The organism is Tenacibaculum sp. FZY0031 (assembly GCF_036350695.1).
GTDB lineage: Bacteria > Bacteroidota > Bacteroidia > Flavobacteriales > Flavobacteriaceae > Polaribacter.
Genome location: NZ_JAZDVY010000012.1, coordinates 16,349 through 36,083 on the forward strand (window position 1 = coordinate 16,349; position 19,735 = coordinate 36,083).

22 protein-coding genes are annotated in these 19,735 nt (G+C 32.7%); 16 read left to right on the plus strand and 6 right to left on the minus strand.

The window, feature by feature from the left end; genetic code table 11:
• The first annotated feature begins 62 nt into the window (after positions 1-62).
• The 8 genes from V1T75_RS15300 (at position 63) to V1T75_RS15335 (ending at position 9,910) form a co-directional block, all read left to right on the plus strand.
• Positions 63-722, plus strand: coding sequence for a metal-dependent transcriptional regulator (locus V1T75_RS15300; protein ID WP_330489370.1), 660 nt, complete (start codon positions 63-65; stop codon positions 720-722).
• A gap of 19 nt (positions 723-741) precedes the next feature.
• Positions 742-1,578, plus strand: coding sequence for a ZIP family metal transporter (locus V1T75_RS15305; RefSeq protein WP_330489371.1), 837 nt, complete (start codon positions 742-744; stop codon positions 1,576-1,578).
• Between the two features lie 89 nt (positions 1,579-1,667).
• Entirely contained in the window at positions 1,668-4,796 is a 3,129-nt protein-coding gene (locus V1T75_RS15310) for a UvrD-helicase domain-containing protein (RefSeq protein ID WP_330489372.1), read from the plus strand.
• A gap of 46 nt (positions 4,797-4,842) precedes the next feature.
• A complete protein-coding gene (gene kbl, locus V1T75_RS15315) occupies positions 4,843-6,036 on the plus strand; it encodes a glycine C-acetyltransferase (protein WP_330489373.1) in 1,194 nt (397 codons plus the stop codon).
• A gap of 119 nt (positions 6,037-6,155) precedes the next feature.
• The gene (locus V1T75_RS15320; protein ID WP_330489374.1) at positions 6,156-7,511 is read left to right on the plus strand and encodes an OmpA family protein; all 1,356 of its coding nucleotides are present in this window, start codon (positions 6,156-6,158) and stop codon (positions 7,509-7,511) included.
• Between the two features lie 169 nt (positions 7,512-7,680).
• On the plus strand, positions 7,681-9,192 hold the full coding sequence (gene atpD, locus V1T75_RS15325) for a F0F1 ATP synthase subunit beta (protein WP_330489375.1): 1,512 nt from the start codon (positions 7,681-7,683) through the stop codon (positions 9,190-9,192).
• Between the two features lie 44 nt (positions 9,193-9,236).
• Positions 9,237-9,530, plus strand: coding sequence for a FoF1 ATP synthase subunit delta/epsilon (locus tag V1T75_RS15330; RefSeq protein ID WP_099214712.1), 294 nt, complete (start codon positions 9,237-9,239; stop codon positions 9,528-9,530).
• Positions 9,531-9,628: 98 nt separating this feature from the next.
• Positions 9,629-9,910 (plus strand): Sec-independent protein translocase subunit TatA/TatB, encoded by a 282-nt coding sequence (locus V1T75_RS15335; RefSeq protein ID WP_330489376.1) that lies wholly within the window; start codon positions 9,629-9,631, stop codon positions 9,908-9,910.
• Positions 9,911-9,943: 33 nt separating this feature from the next.
• Here the strand turns inward: V1T75_RS15335 and V1T75_RS15340 are convergent, their stop codons facing one another.
• Complete coding sequence (locus V1T75_RS15340) at positions 9,944-10,408, minus strand: Lrp/AsnC family transcriptional regulator (protein WP_330489377.1); 465 nt, start codon at positions 10,406-10,408, stop codon at positions 9,944-9,946.
• Between the two features lie 165 nt (positions 10,409-10,573).
• Between V1T75_RS15340 and V1T75_RS15345 the strand changes: the two genes are divergently transcribed.
• A complete protein-coding gene (locus V1T75_RS15345) occupies positions 10,574-11,692 on the plus strand; it encodes a histidine decarboxylase (RefSeq protein WP_330489378.1) in 1,119 nt (372 codons plus the stop codon).
• Positions 11,693-11,777: 85 nt separating this feature from the next.
• On the opposite strand, the gene V1T75_RS15350 is transcribed toward V1T75_RS15345, so the two are convergent.
• The 4 genes from V1T75_RS15350 to V1T75_RS15365 all read right to left on the minus strand — a co-directional run bounded on the left by V1T75_RS15350 (position 11,778) and on the right by V1T75_RS15365 (position 14,783).
• Positions 11,778-12,419, minus strand: a complete 642-nt coding sequence (locus V1T75_RS15350; protein WP_330489379.1) for an O-methyltransferase — start codon at positions 12,417-12,419, stop codon at positions 11,778-11,780.
• 376 nt (positions 12,420-12,795) lie between these two features.
• Positions 12,796-13,368, minus strand: coding sequence for a sigma-70 family RNA polymerase sigma factor (locus tag V1T75_RS15355; RefSeq protein ID WP_330489380.1), 573 nt, complete (start codon positions 13,366-13,368; stop codon positions 12,796-12,798).
• 15 nt (positions 13,369-13,383) lie between these two features.
• Positions 13,384-14,304, minus strand: a complete 921-nt coding sequence (locus V1T75_RS15360) for a TolB family protein (RefSeq protein ID WP_330489381.1) — start codon at positions 14,302-14,304, stop codon at positions 13,384-13,386.
• Between the two features lie 5 nt (positions 14,305-14,309).
• Positions 14,310-14,783 carry a nuclear transport factor 2 family protein gene (locus tag V1T75_RS15365; protein ID WP_330489382.1) on the minus strand — a complete coding sequence of 158 codons (474 nt, stop codon included), beginning with the start codon at positions 14,781-14,783 and terminating at the stop codon, positions 14,310-14,312.
• 165 nt (positions 14,784-14,948) lie between these two features.
• Here V1T75_RS15365 and panB point away from each other — a divergent pair, with 165 nt between their 5' ends.
• The 7 genes from panB (at position 14,949) to V1T75_RS15400 (ending at position 18,797) form a co-directional block, all read left to right on the plus strand.
• Positions 14,949-15,767 (plus strand): 3-methyl-2-oxobutanoate hydroxymethyltransferase, encoded by an 819-nt coding sequence (gene panB, locus V1T75_RS15370; protein ID WP_330489383.1) that lies wholly within the window; start codon positions 14,949-14,951, stop codon positions 15,765-15,767.
• Positions 15,768-15,840: 73 nt separating this feature from the next.
• Entirely contained in the window at positions 15,841-16,167 is a 327-nt protein-coding gene (locus V1T75_RS15375) for a four helix bundle protein (protein ID WP_330489384.1), read from the plus strand.
• Between the two features lie 50 nt (positions 16,168-16,217).
• Positions 16,218-17,177, plus strand: coding sequence for a 2-hydroxyacid dehydrogenase (locus V1T75_RS15380; protein WP_330489385.1), 960 nt, complete (start codon positions 16,218-16,220; stop codon positions 17,175-17,177).
• Between the two features lie 76 nt (positions 17,178-17,253).
• Positions 17,254-17,712 (plus strand): DUF1801 domain-containing protein, encoded by a 459-nt coding sequence (locus V1T75_RS15385; RefSeq protein ID WP_330489386.1) that lies wholly within the window; start codon positions 17,254-17,256, stop codon positions 17,710-17,712.
• Position 17,713: 1 nt separating this feature from the next.
• Positions 17,714-18,106 carry a VOC family protein gene (locus tag V1T75_RS15390; RefSeq protein ID WP_330489387.1) on the plus strand — a complete coding sequence of 131 codons (393 nt, stop codon included), beginning with the start codon at positions 17,714-17,716 and terminating at the stop codon, positions 18,104-18,106.
• A gap of 34 nt (positions 18,107-18,140) precedes the next feature.
• Positions 18,141-18,410 (plus strand): TM2 domain-containing protein, encoded by a 270-nt coding sequence (locus V1T75_RS15395; protein ID WP_330489388.1) that lies wholly within the window; start codon positions 18,141-18,143, stop codon positions 18,408-18,410.
• 24 nt (positions 18,411-18,434) lie between these two features.
• The gene (locus tag V1T75_RS15400) at positions 18,435-18,797 is read left to right on the plus strand and encodes a hypothetical protein (protein WP_330489389.1); all 363 of its coding nucleotides are present in this window, start codon (positions 18,435-18,437) and stop codon (positions 18,795-18,797) included.
• A gap of 32 nt (positions 18,798-18,829) precedes the next feature.
• Here the strand turns inward: V1T75_RS15400 and V1T75_RS15405 are convergent, their stop codons facing one another.
• The gene (locus V1T75_RS15405) at positions 18,830-19,702 is read right to left on the minus strand and encodes a cupin-like domain-containing protein (protein WP_330489390.1); all 873 of its coding nucleotides are present in this window, start codon (positions 19,700-19,702) and stop codon (positions 18,830-18,832) included.
• Positions 19,703-19,735 lie beyond the last annotated feature (33 nt).

A 19,735-nucleotide genomic window follows, 5' to 3' on the forward strand; every position in this document is an offset into this window, starting at 1 on the left:
TAGACTAAAAATATGTTTAATTAAATCAAAAACTATATATTTGCATATCTAAAAAAAGCACAATGTTTAGTCAATCTGAAGAGAACTATATAAAAACTATGTATCATTTAGCAGCTGATTACAAAAAAGGAATTAGCACGAATGCGATTGCGAAAAAGTTAGATACAAAAGCATCTTCAGTAACTGATATGGTTAAAAAATTATCAGAAAAAAACGTAGTGAGTTATAAAAAATACCAAGGAGTCACATTAACTGATTTCGGAAAAAAAGTAGCGGCAAACATAGTTCGAAAGCATAGGTTGTGGGAAGTTTTCTTGGTAGACAAGCTTAATTTTTCTTGGGATGAAGTGCATGAGGTAGCCGAGCAGTTAGAACATATAAAGTCTCCCAAATTAATTAATGAGTTAGATGCTTTTTTAGGTTATCCTAAGAGAGACCCACATGGAGATCCTATTCCTGACAAAGAAGGAAACTTGCAGGTAATAGAAAAAAGTTTGTTGTCTACTTTGAAGAAAAATGAAGTTGGAGTTTGTGTAGGGGTTGATGATAGTTCTTCGGAGTTTTTACGTTTTTTAGATAAACAGGAAATAGCATTAGGAAAGCAAATAAAAGTAGTAGAAAAAGAACCCTTTGATGGTTCTCTAGTTATTGAAATGGATGGGAAAATACTTTCGGTGTCTAATAAAATAGCAAGTAATTTATATATTCAAAAACCACGATAAACACATAATATTTTTATAAATGAATGTATTCAATCAATTAGTGAATTTTGGTAAAGAACACCCAATTCAAGCAGCATTATATGCATCGCTATTCACTTGGGGGTTAACGGCTTTAGGGGCAGCGTTAGTATTCTTTTTTAAGAAAATGAATCGAGCTGTTTTAGATGGTATGCTTGGTTTTACAGGGGGCGTAATGGTAGCAGCAAGTTTTTGGAGTTTGTTGTCGCCTGCAATTGATAACAGTCCGGGTGAAGGGTTTGTAAAAGTGCTTCCTTCAGCAATAGGTTTTGCTTTGGGGGCTTTGGTGCTTTTTGGTATGGATAAATGGTTGCCACACTTGCATATTAATTTTAAAGAGCACGAAGTTGAAGGAGTTAAGACGAATTGGCATAAAACAACTTTGTTGGTTTTGGCAATTACCTTACACAATATACCGGAAGGTTTGGCAGTAGGTGTTTTGTTTGGTGCTGCTTCTACGATGGTTGGAGTAGAGCAAACCGAAATGATTATCGCTGCTATTTCGTTGGCTATTGGTATTGGGATTCAAAATTTCCCAGAAGGATTTGCAGTAGCAATGCCATTAAGAAGGCAAGGAGTAAGTCGTTTTAAAAGTTTTTGGTATGGACAATTATCTGCTATCGTAGAGCCAATGGCAGCAGTTTTAGGAGCCGTAGCCGTATCTTTTTTTACACCGATTTTACCTTATGCATTAGCGTTTGCTGCAGGAGCGATGATTTTTGTAGTTGTTGAAGAAGTAATTCCTGAAACCCAACGAGATAAATATACCGATATCGCTACCTTAGGTTTTATTGGTGGATTTATAGTGATGATGTCGTTAGATGTTGGTTTAGGATAGAAAAACTCTCGTATAAAACATAAAAGTACAATTCCCGCAAAAGCGGGAATCTTTTTTTGGTTAAATTGCTTGCCTAATTATATTTTACTTTGTTAGAAAATTCGTCAACTTTTCAAGTATACAATGCTTCTGCTGGTAGTGGTAAAACTTTTACATTAGTAAAAGAATACCTCAAGGTATTACTGCAATCTGAAGATATTTTTCGTTTTCAAAAAATACTGGCAATTACCTTTACTAATAAAGCAGCAGGGGAAATGAAAGAGCGAGTATTGAATAATTTACAAACTTTTACAGCTGGAGAAACAAACGACTTGCTGGAAATTATTTTAGGAGAAACTTCACTGGATAGAGTCGTAATAAAAGAACGAAGTAGTAAAATATTAAACGAAATCCTTCGGAACTATTCTGCATTTTCAATAACAACAATCGATAGTTTTACCCATAAAATTATTAAAAGCTTTGCTTATGATTTAGGACTACCACTTAATTTTGAAGTAGAAATGGATGCTGCTTCACTACTAAATGAGGCGGTAGATGTACTAGTTTCTAAAATAGGAAGTGATGAGGCATTGACTAAATTGTTGATTGATTTTTCTTTAGATAAAGCAGATGAAGATAAATCGTGGGATATTTCTCGTGAATTAAATGAGTTTGCTAAAATCTTGTTGAATGAAGACGATACAAAACACTTTAAAAAACTAGCCGATAAAGAACTTGCTGATTTTACCAATTTAAAAGGAACGTTATTTCAACATCAAAAAGAGATAAAAAAACGCTGGAAAGAAATTGGAGAAACAGCTCTACAAATAATTGAAGATAGGCAATTAACACATAGCGATTTTTACCGATCGATGCTGCCAAATCATTTTGTAGCACTAGCTGAAAATCCAGAAAAAGCAAAGTTTTTCGACCAAAGTAAATTAAGAGAACGAATTGAAGAAGGTGCTTTTTATTCAAAATCAAAATCAGAAGATATCATATCAGCTATTGAAGGAGTTTTGCCAGAACTTTTAAAGTTGTATATGCAATCAGAGCAATTGTATCAACAATTTTCAATGAATAAACTAGCATTGAAAAGTATTATTCCTTTAGCAGTTTTAAATAATATCAATCAAGAATTAACACATTTAAAAGAAGAAAATAACCTGCGATTAAATGCAGAATTTAATCAGTTAATTTCTGAAAATATCAAAGACCAACCTGCTCCGTTTATTTACGAGCGAATAGGGCAGCGATTTATGCATTATTTTATTGATGAAATGCAAGACACATCGTCTTTGCAATGGCAAAATTTAATTCCGTTAATCGACAATGCATTGGCACAAGAAAACAGTAATTTGTTGTTGGTAGGTGACGGGAAACAAGCAATTTACCGTTGGCGAGGAGGAAAGTCAGAGCAATTTATAGGTCTTGGCTCAGGAGAGGATAATCCATTTCAAATTTCTAAAAGCATAAAAACTTTAGAAACTAATTTTAGAAGTTATGCTGAGGTGATAGATTTTAATAATCAGTTTTTTCAACACGTAGCAACCTTTTTACAAAACGAGTCGTATAAGCAGTTGTTTGTCGAAGGGAATAAACAGTTAACAACAGCTAAAAAAGGAGGATTTGTTTCGCTTTCTTTTTTGAGAAAAGAAGAAGATAAGGAAAAAGAGAAAATCAAATACCCTAAGAAAGTTCTAGAACTTGTTAAAAATTTAGAAGCTAATTTTTTGCTGAATGAGATTTGTATTTTAGTTCGTAAAAAGAAAGATGGAATTGCAGTGGCAAACTATTTGTCTGAAAACGGGGTGGATATCATTTCTTCAGAAACGCTATTGTTAGAAAACAGCTCAAAAGTTAATTTTATTGTCAACGTTTTACAAATAGTTCAACATTCAAAAGACAAGGAAACTTGTTTAGAGGTACTTTATTTTTTGTATGAACATTTGAAAGTAACCAAAGATACCCATTCGTTTATTGATGAGTTACTACATCAACCAAACGAAAAACTTTTCTTAGAATTGAAAAAGTACGGAACATCTTTTGAGTTATCCACATTTCATCAGTTGCCTTTTTACGAGAAAATAGAGGAGATTATTAGAGGTTTTCAGTTAATAGTTTCGTCAGATGCTTATGTACAATTCTTTTTAGATGTGGTATTGGAGCAACAACGAAGAGGAACAAGTATTCAAGAGTTTTTAGATTTCTGGTCAGAAAAAAAAGACAAGTTGAGTATCGTGGCCCCCGAAAGCGGAAATGCAGTGCAAGTGATGACAATTCATAAATCAAAAGGGTTGGAATTTCCCGTAGTAATTTTTCCGTATGATTTAGAGGTATACCGACAAATAAACCCGAAAGTTTGGCTAAATAAACTGCCAGAAAATTATGAAGGATTTAAAGAACTACTCGTTTCTTTCAATAAAGATTTGAGCTATGTGAATGATAGGGGAGCTGAGATTTATCAACAACAAAGAGAAGAGTTAGAATTAGACAATTTTAATCTGTTATATGTAGCACTTACTAGAGCTGTAGAGCAACTACATGTTGTAACAGAGTATAAAATATCATCCAAAGGGGAAGAAAATACAAACTTTTACTCAGGAGTATTTATCAGCTACTTAAAACAGTTAGGTAAGTGGAGCGATGAGGTTTTAAACTATGCTATTGGAGATGAAGAAAGAGTAAGTGTTTTAAAAAAGAAAACATCAGGAATTCAACTACAGGAAGGGTTCATATCTACACCTTGGAAGGAACATAATATTCGCATGTTAGCAAGCGCTTCAAAATTGTGGGATACAGAACAAGGAAAAGCGATTGAGTTTGGTAATTTGGTTCATGGAATGATGGCAGAAATTAGTACAAAAGAAGAGGTCGAGAAGGTGGTTTATCGTTATGAGCAGCAAGGAGTATTACCACAAGAAAAATCATTTGAAGTAATAAAAAACATTCAACAAATAGTGAATCATTCTGAATTGAAAAACTATTTTTCTGGAGCGTTTGTGGTATTTAATGAGAGAGAAATTGTAGATGTTGATGGTCAAATTATAATTCCAGATAGGTTGGTTTTTAATTCGAATAACGAAGTCGTAATTATTGATTACAAAACAGGCAAGCCTTCTAAAGCATATCATCAACAATTATTACGATACCAGAGAGTACTACAAACAATGAATTTTAAGGTGGTTAAAAAACTACTGGTATATATTAACGAAGAAATTTTGGTTGAAGAAGTTTAACAACTAACTTTGACCTTTTATAGCAAACAACTTTCAAACATAAATTATGTACGGAAAAATAAAAGAACAATTACAACAGGAAATTCAGGATATTAAAGATGCTGGATTGTATAAATCAGAACGAATTATTACCTCGTCACAAGATGCGGTGATTAAAATTTCTACAGGAGAAGAGGTAATTAATTTTTGTGCCAACAATTACTTAGGGTTGTCTAATCATCCAGAGGTAATTCAAGCAGCAAAAGATACTATGGATACGCATGGGTTTGGAATGTCATCTGTACGTTTTATTTGTGGTACGCAAGATATTCATAAGCAACTGGAAAGAAAGATTGCGGATTTTTATACGACAGAAGATACTATTTTATATGCAGCAGCTTTTGACGCCAATGGAGGTGTTTTCGAACCCTTATTAACGAAAGAAGATGCAATTATTTCCGATAGTTTAAATCATGCGTCTATTATTGATGGAGTGCGTTTATGTAAAGCAGCGCGTTATCGTTATGATAATAACGATATGGCATCGTTAGAAGCGCAATTAATTGAAGCAAATAAGCAAGGACATCGTTTTAAAATTATTGTAACTGATGGTGTTTTTTCTATGGATGGAATCGTAGCTAAGTTAGATGAAATTTGTGATTTAGCAGATAAGTACGATGCCATGGTTATGGTTGATGAATGTCATGCAGCAGGATTTATCGGAAAAACTGGTAGAGGAACTGTAGAGCTTAAAAAGGTAATGGATCGAGTAGATATAGTTACAGGAACTTTAGGAAAAGCACTCGGAGGAGCTATGGGAGGATATACGACAGGAAAGAAAGAAATCATTGAAATTTTGCGCCAACGCTCTCGACCGTATTTATTCTCAAATTCATTGGCACCTGCTATTGTAGGAGCATCGTTAAAAGTGTTTGATTTGTTGTCAAACGACACTACTTTACGAGATAAATTAGAGTGGAACACCAATTATTTCCGTACAGAAATGGAAAAAGCAGGGTTTGATTTGGTGGGAGCTGATGCGGCTATTGTACCAGTAATGTTGTATGATGCTAAGCTGTCTCAAGTAATGGCGAATAAGTTGTTAGAAGAAGGTATTTATGTAATTGGATTCTTCTATCCAGTGGTTCCAAAAGAGCAAGCAAGAATTCGAGTACAATTATCAGCTGCTCATGAAAAAGAACATTTAGACAAGGCAATTAACGCATTTATTCAGGTAGGAAAGGAACTAAAAGTGATATAAATATCTTGTTCAAAAACTTGCTTTTGTTGTAAGTTTTTGTAGATTTGTTTTTGTAAATAAGTTTTAACAACTTACATTTGCGTAATATATAAACGAACTTTTAATTTAAATTTTTAATAATGAAACAATTAAAATTAGCTGTGATGGCTTTATTTGCGTTTGCTGCTGTAAACGTTAGCGCACAGGATTCAGACAACCCTTGGGCGGTTGGTTTCGGGGTTAACGCAGTAGACGTTAGGATCCCTTCAGATTTTGGAGATTATGCTAAAGATTACATCGGTACTAGTGACTGGAATATCTTACCATCAATTTCAAGAGTAACTGTTGATAGATACTTAAGCGATGGGTTTACATTACAATTAGCAGGATCGTTAAATAAAATTGAAACTTTCCGTACAAAAGATGATATGGATGAGCTTTACTGGGCAATCGATGCTAACGTAAAGTATGACGTTAACAACATTATTGGTAACACTGGTTGGTGGGATCCTTATGTATACGTTGGTGGAGGTTATACTTCATTAGCTGATGAAGGAGAAGGTATGTTAAATGCTGGTGCTGGATTCAACGTATGGTTCAACGAAAACTTAGGTTTAAACTTCCAAACAGGTGGAAAGAAAGAATTTGCTGATAAAGTAAGAGATCACTTCCAACACTCAATTGGTTTAACATTTAAGTTCGGAGGAAAAGATACTGACGGAGACGGAGTATATGACAAAGATGATGCATGTCCAGAAGTTGCTGGTTTAAAAGAATTCAACGGATGTCCTGATACAGACGGAGACGGAATCAAAGATTCTGATGATGCATGTCCAGAAGTTGCTGGTTTAGCTGCATTAAATGGTTGTCCTGATGCTGATGGTGATGGTATCGCTGATAAAGATGATGCTTGTCCAACTGAAAAAGGAACTAAAGCTAACAACGGTTGTCCTGATGCTGATGGAGACGGTGTTGTAGATGGAAAAGATAAGTGTCCAAACACTGCTGGTCCAGCTGCTAACAACGGATGTCCTTGGCCAGATACTGACGGAGACGGAGTATTAGACAAAGACGATAAATGTCCAAACGAAGCAGGTGTAGCATCTAACAACGGATGTCCTGAAGTAGTAATCAAAGAAGAAGCGGTTAAGAAATTAAACGAGTTCGCAAGAGCTATCTACTTTAACTCAGGAAAATCTACTTTTAGAACTGGTACTACTGGTAAATTAGATTTAATCGCTGGAATTATGAAGGAATATCCTAAAGCTAACTTTAGCATCCAAGGACATACTGATAGTTCAGGATCTAATTCTTTAAACCAAAGATTATCTGAAAAAAGAGCTAAAGCTGTTTTAGATTACTTAGTTGTAAAAGGAGGAATTGATTCAAAAAGATTAACTTCTGCTGGATTTGGTGAAGACTACCCAATCGCTGATAACAAAACAAGAGCTGGTAGAGCTGAAAACAGACGTGTTGAGATTAAATTAGTAAAGTAATTTAATTACAATCATAACATCAATAAAGGCCTCACTAATGTGAGGCTTTTTTTTATGGAAAAATACTTCGAAAGGTTTTTTAAATTCCGCTAAAAAAATTACCTTTGCACCTTGAAAAAAGGAGTTAAAACTCATATAGTAAATAAAATAACTTTAATTACATATAGTAATGTCTACAATAACAGGTAAAGTTTCTCAAATTATTGGTCCAGTAATCGATGTTGAGTTTAATACAGAAAGTGCTGAATTGCCAAAGATTTATGATTCGTTAGAAATTAAAAAAGCAGACGGTTCAACTTTAGTTTTAGAAGTTCAACAACACATTGGTGAAGATACAGTTCGTACCATTTCTATGGATGCAACTGACGGTTTACAAAGAGGGCAAGAAGTAATTGCTACTGGTAACCCAATTCAAATGCCAATAGGTAATGATATCTACGGTCGTTTATTTAACGTAACAGGTGATGCGATTGATGGATTAGGAGATTTACCTAAAGAAGGTGAAGCAGGTTTGCCAATTCACCGTCAAGCACCAAAATTTGAAGAATTGTCAACTTCTACCGAAGTACTATTTACAGGGATTAAAGTAATCGATTTAATTGAGCCTTATGCTAAAGGAGGTAAGATTGGATTATTTGGAGGTGCAGGAGTAGGAAAAACTGTATTAATTCAGGAGTTAATTAACAACATTGCAAAAGGACACGGAGGTTTATCTGTATTCGCTGGTGTAGGTGAAAGAACTCGTGAAGGAAACGATTTATTGCGTGAGATGTTAGAATCTGGAATTATCAAGTACGGTGATGATTTTATGCACTCTATGGAAGATGGAGGATGGGATTTATCTAAAGTTGATAAACCAGGAATGAGAGATTCTAAAGCTACTTTCGTATTTGGTCAGATGAATGAGCCACCAGGAGCACGTGCTCGTGTAGCATTATCTGGATTAACAATTGCCGAGTATTTCCGTGACGGAGCTGGTGAAGCACAAGGAAAAGATGTGTTATTCTTCGTAGATAACATCTTCCGTTTTACACAAGCAGGTTCTGAGGTGTCAGCTTTATTAGGACGTATGCCATCAGCAGTAGGATACCAACCAACATTAGCAACAGAGATGGGAGCAATGCAAGAACGTATTACTTCTACAAAGAAAGGATCTATTACATCTGTACAAGCGGTTTACGTACCTGCGGATGATTTAACAGACCCAGCACCAGCTACAACATTTGCTCACTTAGATGCAACTACAGTATTATCTCGTAAGATTGCCGAGTTAGGTATTTACCCAGCAGTAGACCCGTTAGATTCTACTTCAAGAATTTTAACTGCTGATATTTTAGGAAATGAGCACTATAATTGTGCACAAAGAGTAAAAGAAATTTTACAACGTTATAAAGAATTACAAGATATTATTGCCATCTTAGGTATGGAAGAATTATCTGAGGAAGATAAATTGGTAGTTCACAGAGCACGTCGTGTGCAACGTTTCTTATCTCAACCATTCCACGTAGCAGAGCAATTTACAGGAATTCCAGGTGTATTGGTAGATATTAAAGATACTATCAAAGGATTTAACATGATTATGGATGGTGAATTAGATAAATATCCTGAAGCAGCATTCAACTTAAAAGGGTCAATTCAAGAAGCGATTGATGCTGGAGAGAAAATGTTAGCAGAAGCATAATTAATTGCCTTAAGCACTAGCTTAAAGCCCTAAAGCATTAAAATATGTATTTAGAAATTGTAACACCAGAAGCTATCTTGTTTTCATCAGAAGTTGACTCAGTAGTCGTACCAGGTGTAAATGGAGAGTTCCAAATGTTAAATAATCACGCCCCTGTGGTGTCTATTTTAAATGAAGGAAGAGTAAAGGTACACGTACATACTCAAGAGCATTTAGTTTTTGATGATTTACATGGAAGTATTGAAAGATTACCAGAAGATGATAAAGTACTAACTTTAAAAATTAAATCTGGAACTATAGAAATGAAAGATAATAAAGCAATTATTCTTGCAGATTAATATGCACTTACCACTATAAAATTAAAAGCAACCAAATTTTGGTTGCTTTTTTTAGTTCAACAAAGTATAGGAAGTCGAATTTAATTATCTTTGCAGTAATGAATGGAATATTTTTATTTATTGGTGGACCTGAGATTTTTGTAATCTTGTTAATAGTAGTCATGTTATTTGGGGCAGATAAAATTCCTGAAATAGCTAGAGGACTAGGCAAAGGTATGCGTCAAATTAAAGATGCTACAAATGATATTAAACGAGAGATTAATGACAGTGCAAAAAAACAAGGTATAGACACAGACTTTGTTAGAGATATAAACAAGGAAGTAAACGAAGTAAAAGACAATATTGACGATTTCACTGGGCCGATAAAAAGAAACCGTTAAGAATAAATAAAAATGGTGTAGTTTTATATAAAACTACACCATTTTTATTTTTGTGGTGTTTTTTACCTGTTTCATAACAAATGAACTTTGAATGTTTGAAATGACTTCTAATTGCGACAATTTTTTTAATACAAAATCCTGGTATTCATTCATGTCCTTTAAAACAATTTTTAATAAAAAATCATAAACTCCAGCTATATATGAAACTTCTACAATTTCATCTATTTTAAACATATACTCTTCAAACTCTTTAAAAGCGGTTTCTTGATGCTTAACAAGAGTTACTTGACAATATACAATTAAGCTCTTATCAATAGTTTCTAAGTTTAACAAAGCAACATACTTATCTATAATTCCATTTAGTTCCATTTTTTTTATTCGCTCATGAGTTGGAGTAATAGAAAGGTTTACTTTGTTGGCTAGTTGTTTTATAGATTGTTTACAATCTTTTTGTAATTCTTCTAATAGCTTTTTATCTACATTATCTAGCTGATTCATGGTAAGTTTTTCTGTTTTAAAATAGTTTTAAGACAGGAAATAGATTTTGTTCCTGTTAATGATTTAAAAATAGTTATTTTTTCTTTATTATAACGTGTTGTCTGGTTTTTTATTCTTTAAAAGTATATTTGTTAAGTAACTTAATAATATTTAAACTAGGTAAGTATGAGTAGAATAAAAGAAATTTATGACAGAATTAGTGAGGCTTCATCTAACTTTTTAGGTTATCCTTTAGCCAAAGATTTTAACTACAGTGAATTTGCGCCTTTTTTAAATTTATGCATTAATAATGTGGGAGATCCAGAATCTCCTTCAACGTTGTCAATAGACACAAAAGATGTAGAAAAAGAGGTTGTTGGTTTTTTTGCTAACATTTTATCATCTTCAACGAATGATGTGTGGGGGTATGTTACTAACGGAGGAACAGAAGGAAATCTTTATGGTTTGTATTTAGCAAGAGAGAGTTTTAACAATCCAGTAGTATATTATAGCGAGTCTACACATTATAGTGTTAAAAAGAATTTGCATCTATTAAATTTAAAGAATATTGTTGTAAGAAGTCAGGAGAATGGAGAGATCGATTATAATGACTTAGAAAGCCTAATAACGCTTCATAGAGATAAACCTGCAATTTTCTTTTTAAATATAGGTACAACCATGACTGAGGCTGTAGATGATTTAGACAAAATAAAAAGTATTATTAAAAAATATGCTATTAAAGATTACTATATTCATTGTGATGCGGCATTTTTAGGATGCATTGCTCCTTTTGTTACGCCAAAACCAAAGTTTGATTTTGCAGAAGGAATTGATAGTATTTCTATATCTGGACATAAGTTTATTGGAGGCCCCATACCGTGTGGAATAGTTTTGGCAAAACGCAAGCACAGAAATAGAATTGTAAATTCGGTTTCGTATGTTGGAACCTTAGATACGACAATTACAGGTTCAAGAAATGGATTAACACCTCTACTCTTATGGGCTTTTATAGAAAAACACGGAAAAGAAGGGTTGGTAGCCAGAGCAAGAAAATCACAAGAACTTGCGGCTTATACTGAGATGAAATTAAGAGAGATAGGAGTTAATGCATGGAGAAATAATGAAGCACTTACAGTGGTGTTAGAAAAACCATCCAATGCTTTGTGTAAAAAATACCAATTGGCTTCAGAAAACGATATGGCTCACATTATTTGTGTACCGGGGATAGAAAAATGTCAAATAGATGCATTTATTGAAGATTACACAAAGGAGTTGTTTATTGTAGAAAGATTAACTCATAATTAAACTTTCTTTATAGTGAGTCAACCTATTTTAGGACGGGACATAGCTATAAAATAAAAAAGCAGCCTACTAAGGTTGCTTTTTTATTTTATAAAACTCTACTAATTGTTAAGCCATCTCGTATGGGTAATAACACCGTTTCTAAGCGATTATCTTCATTTAAAAGTCTATTATACTCTAAAAGAACTTTAGTGTCGGTATCTTTAGGATCTAGTTCTTCAACAACTTTCCCACTCCATAAGACATTGTCAGATAAAATAACCCCACCTTTGTTCATTTTTTCAATGATTAGATGAAAATAATTTACATAATTAGACTTATCAGCATCTATAAATACCAAATCAAATTTAGAATCGATAGTGGGAATAATATCTATAGCATTACCAACATACTGTGTTATTTGATTTTTATAGTCAGATTTTTGAAAATATTTATGTTGAAGCTCCTCTAATTCTTCATTTTTATCAATTGTATAAAGTTTTCCTTCTTTAGATAATCCTTCAGCTAAACACAAAGCAGAATACCCAGTGTAAGTACCTATCTCCAAAATTGATTTGGGGCGGATTAATTTAGAAAGCATAGCTAAAACCCTTCCTTGAAAAGCACCACTTAACATACGAGGATTTAATACTTTTTGCCAAGTTTCTCTACTTAATTCTTGTAATAGTTTAGGCTCAGATTGAGAATGGTTAACAACATAATTGTCTAATTTTTCAGGTAAAAAATGCATGTAAAACGTTTTAGTGTGCAAAATTAAAAAAACGGAATTTATCACTATAATAAATTCCGTTTCAATCTAACAAAAAATCAAAAAATGGTTTTTAAAAAAACCAAAATTGTCTAATTAAGTTTACTTAATTGTTCTTTTAATTTTTCTTTGTCTTTACTAGATAAGCAAACTTTATCCTTATTACAACTAAGAGTTTTTACGTTCAAAATTTGAGACATTTTTTTATTTTGCTTAGAGTATAAAGCACATACCTTACAAACAAATAAATGCCAATTAAGTTGTAATTTTTCATACGTAGTAGCCTCTCCATATTGACTTTTGTCGCAAATGGTGGTAGCTTCGTCGCATGTAATTTTAAAAAATTTAAACATTTTTTTTATTTATTAAACCAGTTTTTTTCCATACAGCTTCTCAATTGTGTTCTGGCTCTATGAATAATAACCCATAGGTTTGACGGAGAAATATCAAGTTCCTTACAAATGTCTTCTGTTTCAAACTGTTGTATGGTTTTCATTTTAAACACCATGGCGTATTTTTCAGGTAGATTATCAATACATTTATCTAGCTGCCTCTTTAATTCTTCATTTTCAATGTCTTTATCAGCATCGTTACCCCAAGTTTGTGGTACGCGTTCTTCAATCCAGCTACCTTCATTTTCTCCACTATCATAAAAACTCATTCGTACTTCTGCCTGCCCTTTTTTTGAGTTTATTTTTCGATAGTAGTCGATTATTTTTCTTTTTAAAATTGAAACTAACCATGTACGTTCTGTAGACTTTCCCTCAAAATTTTTTGCAGATTTTAACCCTGCAAAAAAAGTTTCTTGTACCAAATCTTTAGCAACATTGGAGTTGTTTACACGCGCAACAGCATAATTAAATAAGTAATCAGCATAATTGTCTACCCATTTATCGGGGGCTAAAGTATTTGAAGGATTTGTTAGATTCATTGAATCAAAGATAAGTTATTTTTTGTGGAAATTAGTAACATAAATTCTACTTAGTCCATTCGGGCTGTTTTTAATGAAGTCTATTATTTCGTTAAAATTTCTCTTTTTAGTTAATTTATTTGAAATGTTACTTTTGCTGGTTGTATAATAAATTTTATTATTTACAAGGTCTACAAAAGGACAGTAGTCCAGTTTTTTTGAATTGAGATTTGTTAAATGTTCTGCTGGAAGCCATTTATTATTACTCCCTTTTTTACTAATGTACAAATCTCCGCTACCTAAATCATCTTTTCTGCCATACGAAGTAAAAATTATAAAACTTTCATCAGGTGCTACGAAAGCATTAAACTCATATTTTTCAGAGTTTACTCCAGAATTAAGAGAAACAGGTTTGGTGTAAACACCATTAATAAACCTACTTACATAAATATCTTCTTTACCCTTAGAGTTTTCATATTCTGCTGTAAAAAATAAATCCCCTTTTTTTGTCACTGAAGGATAAAATTCATCCGCAGGCGTGTTTATTGGCGAACCAATATTTATAGGTTCAGACCAATTACTGGACAAGGATTTTCGTGTTACATACCAAATATCCATGTCTTTTTTCACTTCTCCAGAGTCATTATTTTTTCTATTAGAAGCAAAGAATAGCTGTAATCCGTCAGGAGTCAAAAAAGGTTCTAAGTCTTTGTATTGACCAGAAAAACTCGCTACCTTCGGTTTTTGCCATTTGCCATTTATTTTTTTAGAGTAGGCAATAAAAGAATACTCTTTTAAATAAGTTTCAATAGTAAAATAAAATTCATTTTGATTTTTACTGATTGAAATATCCCTGATATTAGGTAGCTCATTAAATAACTCGGGAAGGAATAATTGAGGTTTTTGTGCAAAACTAACACAAGAAATAAACAAAAAGAGGTATCCAACTTTTTTCATAGTAATTACTGTTTAAGAACGTTGCAATTAGCTCTACGTCTCATATCAACTAAATATATGATTTCCCATTTCCCATTATTATTGAAAAGCTGAAAAGAATTGGCTCCACAATGGCTAAACTTTTCGTTTAGGTAAAATTCATAAGGAGTCCAAACAGAAGCTAAATTCCCATCAATTTTTATATCCCAGGATACTAATTTTTCTAAATAAGTATGTGCTGGTTTTTTATTAGCAATATTGGTAAGTAGCTTGGTTTTACTTTCAGTAACCAGAACATTCTTACCTTCTTTGTTGGTAAAGGTAGTTTGAATTTTAATTGTAGAATTAAGTGTGGCACTTACAAGTGTACTGTCTCCTTTATGTAATCCTTCAAAAAAGGTCTCAATCGTTTTTTTAATGGCCTTTTCTTCTGAGTTTTCTTGAGCGCTTACCACAGTTGTAAGCACAAAAACAATTAATAAGGTAAAAATTTTTTGCATGTTAGTTTAGTTTGGCTAGGTAAAACTATTAAAAAAATAAACGGCTAAAGTTTAATTAACAGAAGATTAACTAGCTTAAAAAGCCAAAAACACAATGCTTCTAAGTCTAGAATAAATAAAACCATTGAATAATTATGTATTTTTACAATCCATAAAACAAAAGAAATGTCTGTAGCAAAAAAACAATATAAAAGAATTACCACTAAATCTCTTGTTGAAATGAAAGCCAATGGAGAAAAAATTTCAATGCTTACAGCCTACGACTATACCATGGCAAAAATTGTTGATGGTGCAGGAATAGATGTAATTTTAGTAGGAGATTCAGCATCCAATGTAATGGCGGGTCACGAAACTACCTTACCCATTACATTAGATCAAATGATATATCATGCAAGTTCTGTAGTTAGAGGAATTGATCGCTGTTTGGTAGTGGTTGATTTACCTTTTGGAAGCTATCAATCAGATCCTAAAGAAGCATTGCGTTCTGCTATTAGAATCATGAAAGAAAGTGGAGCACATTCTATAAAATTAGAAGGAGGTAAAGAAATAAAAGACTCTATCAAACGAATTTTAAATGCAGGTATACCAGTAATGGGACATTTAGGATTGACCCCTCAATCTATTTATAAGTTCGGAACTTACACAGTAAGAGCAAAAGAAGAAGAAGAAGCGGAGAAGTTGATGAAAGATGCGTTAATGTTAGAAAAGTTAGGATGCTTTGCTATCGTGTTGGAAAAAGTGCCAGCGAAGTTAGCACAAAAAGTTGCTGAAGCTTTAACGATTCCAGTGATAGGAATTGGAGCAGGAGCAGGTGTAGATGGACAAGTATTGGTAATGCATGATATGTTAGGAATGACACATGAATTCAACCCTCGTTTCTTACGTAGGTATTTAGATTTGCATACAGAAATGACCAATGCTTTTGAGCAGTATATTACTGACGTAAAAAGTCAAGACTTTCCAAACGAAGAAGAACAATATTAATTTAAATTTTTAGATAGTTGGATTATTCGATTTCTAGAAGTTAAGAGATGCATAGATATAAGGAATTTAAATTTTGGCAAGTGAGCACAGGTCTTTTTGCAAAGACATTTATTTACTCACATCAAAATTTCCTGAAGATGAAAAATACGGATTAGTATCTCAATTGAGAAGCGTATCAATATCTATTCCTTCAAATATAGCTGAAGGTTGCTCAAGAATATCCAATAAAGATTTTTCTAGATTTTTGGTAATTGCATTAGGTCCATGTTATGAGGTTGAAACTCAATTGTTACTTAGTTATGATTTGGGGTTTATCTCTAAAACTGATTTAGAAAATTATACAGAAACTTTAATGAGTGTAGTGAAAATGATGTCTGAATTCAATTCAACATTAAGCTAAATACAACTATCAAAAATTTTAAATATCCAACCATCTAATAATCTATTTTAATGAAAATACTTCATTTAGATACCAATCACCCTCTTTTAATAAATCAATTAAATGATTTGGGGTTTGAGAATTATGAAGACTATACTTCTTCAAAATTAGAAATAGAAACGGTAATTCATCAGTATGAAGGAGTTGTTATTCGTAGTCGATTTACTATAGATAAACAATTTTTAGATAAAGCAACAAATCTTAAGTTTATAGGACGAGTAGGAGCTGGTTTAGAAAACATTGATTGTGATTATGCTGAAAAGAAAGGAGTAGACTTAATATCAGCACCAGAAGGAAATCGAAATGCAGTAGGAGAGCATACCTTAGGAATGTTACTTTCTTTATTTAATAAGCTTAACAAAGCAGATAAAGAAGTACGAGAAGGTAAATGGTTGCGAGAAGAAAATAGAGGGATAGAATTGGACGGAAAAACGGTGGGAATCATCGGTTATGGAAATATGGGGAAAGCCTTTGCCAAAAAACTCCGAGGTTTCGATGTTGAAGTGATTTGCTATGATATTAAGTCAGCTATAGGTGATAAAAATGCTCAACAAGTTTCTTTAAAAGAATTACAAGAAAAAGCGGATGTTTTAAGTTTACATACCCCACAAACAGAACTTACCATAAAAATGGTGAACTCAGACTTTATTAATAGTTTTTCAAAATCTTTTTGGTTGTTAAATACAGCTCGAGGAAAATCGGTAGTAACAAAAGATTTGGTTGAGGCTTTACAGTTAGGAAAAGTTTTAGGAGCAGGGTTAGATGTATTAGAATACGAGAAAAAATCGTTCGAAAACCTGTTTACAAATCAAGAAATTGAAGTAGTGCCACCAGCATTACGATATTTAATTAATGCAGAAAATGTGTTACTTTCTCCTCATGTTGCAGGTTGGACTATAGAAAGTAAAGAAAAGCTAGCACAAACTATTGTAGATAAAATCAAAGAAAACTATCGCAGTGAGAAATTTTAGTTAAAGAGAATAAGAATTTTTAATACTCGATTATCGAGAAAAATTTTGCTAACTTGATACTACTAAATCATGTAACATGAAATATGAAGCAGCTACAGTAGAAGAATATATTTCTCAGGTTCCAGAAGAACGACAAGAAGTTTTACAAAAGCTTCGCAAGCTAATCAATGAAAACCTGCCTGAAGGATTTGAAGAAGGAATCAATTATAATATGATTGGGTATTATGTTCCGCACTCAAAATACCCCGAAGGTTATCATTGCGATTCTAAATTACCACTTCCTTTTATGAACTTAGCTTCACAAAAAAACTCAATAAACCTATATCATAGCGGAATTTATGCTCATGAAGAGTTATATGATTGGTTTGTGGCAGAGTATCCTAAGTATTCAAAAAGGAAATTAGACATGGGAAAAAGCTGTATTCGTTTTAAAAAACTGGATGATATTCCGTATGAATTAGTTGCAGAATTATGTACAAAAATAACTGTAGATGAATGGATTTCTATGTATGAATCAGTCGTAAAAAAGAAATAAAATGAAGAAAAAAGGTAAAGTAATAGGAATAGGAGGAGTTTTTTTTAAAACAGAAGACCCGAAAGCAACGAAAGACTGGTATAAAAATAACTTAGGTTTTAATACCGATGATTGGGGATGTACGTTTTGGTGGAAGGATAACGAAGGGAAAAAGGCGTCTACCCAATGGAGTCCGTTTGCAAAAGATACAAACTATTTTGAACCCTCTAGAAAAGATTTTATGTTTAATTATCGAGTAGAAAATTTGGTAGAGTTGTTAGAGGAGTTGAAAGAAAATGGTGTTGCAGTGATGGATAAAATAGAGGAGTATGATTATGGAAAGTTTGGATGGATTGTAGATTTAGACGGAAATAAAATTGAGTTATGGGAGCCAAAAGACGAAGCTTTTTTATAAATTTAGCACCGTCTAATAAATAAAAAATAAAAAAATGAATGTAATTGATGAAAACGGGAATACTGTTCCTAATCAAGAAAGTAAACGTGTATTAGCAGGTATTTTAGCAATTTTAATAGGTTCAATTGGTATACATAAATTTGTATTAGGGTATACCAAAGAAGGAATTATACAAATTATTGCTTCAATTATAACTTGTGGTTTTGCAGGAATTATTCCTTTTATTGAAGGAATCATCTATTTAACAAAATCTGACGAAGAGTTTGTAGATACTTATCAAGTTAACCATAGAGGTTGGTTCTAAACGTTCTTTTTTAATATTTTTACTATGTCTGACACTAAAAACACAAAGGATACCTTAAACAAAGCAAAAGAAGTTATGGATAACATAACGGAGAAAGCTAGTGAGTTGGTTGGAGAAACAGGTGAACATTTGGTAGATATAGTTGAAGATGTAAAAGAAAAAGTTGAAGAAATTATTTCCGATGAATCAATTCAAAAAGCTAAAGAAAAAGCAAATGAATTAACAAACGAAGCCAAAGAAGTGTTAGAAAATATCACTGAAAAAGCTTCAGAAGTAGCAGGAGAGGTGAGTGAACATATGGCCGATTTTGCAGAAGATACTAACGAAGGATTTCAAGAAACCAAAACCAAAACCAAGAGTTTTTTTCAAAGACTCTTTGGAAAATAAAGATAAAAGAAAAGCGCCTATTGGCGCTTTTTTTATGATGCAATGTTATTTGCTTTATTGGTTCTAACGATGGCTTGTTCGTTTTTCCAGTCAATCCATTTCTGACCTTTAATACGACGCATAATATTATCGATTGTACGCATAATAAATACATTGTAAACAGCTTTTCCTAAGTTTTTAGGGTTACGAGCGATAGCACGTAAACTCATAGAAAAGCCAGGAGTTACATAACGCATGTAATGCCAATATCCTTCAGGCATATACAATACATTACCATGTTCTAATTCAGCAATATGACCTTTAGCCTTTTTTAAGGCAGGCCATTTTTCAAAATCGGGGTCGTTAAAGTCAATATCTTCACGAGTAATTAACGAATGCGGAATTTTATACAAGAATTTATTCTGTTTTTGGTCAAACAAAATACATCTCTTTTTTCCTTCAAAATGAAAATGAAAAATATTAGCTAAGTCAATATCGTAGTGCATAAATGTATAAGAATTTCGTCCGCCAAAAAATAGCATTGGCAATCCTTTCATTAAACGCAAACCAAAATCGGGAAAGGTAAAGTCTTTTTGTAATTGAGGTACTTCTTTTAAAATATTCCATAAGAAAATCCTGAATTTAGTAGGTTCACGTTTTAGTAAATCTACATATTCACTCATTTTCATGGTTGCGTGAGGTTCATTAAAACCGTCTTTATAATCTACAGGCCTGTCATCATATAACGGAACTGTTTTATCGCCAGCTACTTCTTTCATATACTCTAAAGACCATTTAGAGTAAGCTGGCCAGTTTTCAATAAAACGCTCAATAACTACAGGTTTTTGAGGTTTAAAGTAGTTTTTTATAAAGTCTTCTTTAGTAATGGTTTCTACTCTGTCTATTTGTTGCAACTGTAATCCCATACATTCAATTTTTTCGAGAAGCAAAGTTAAGAA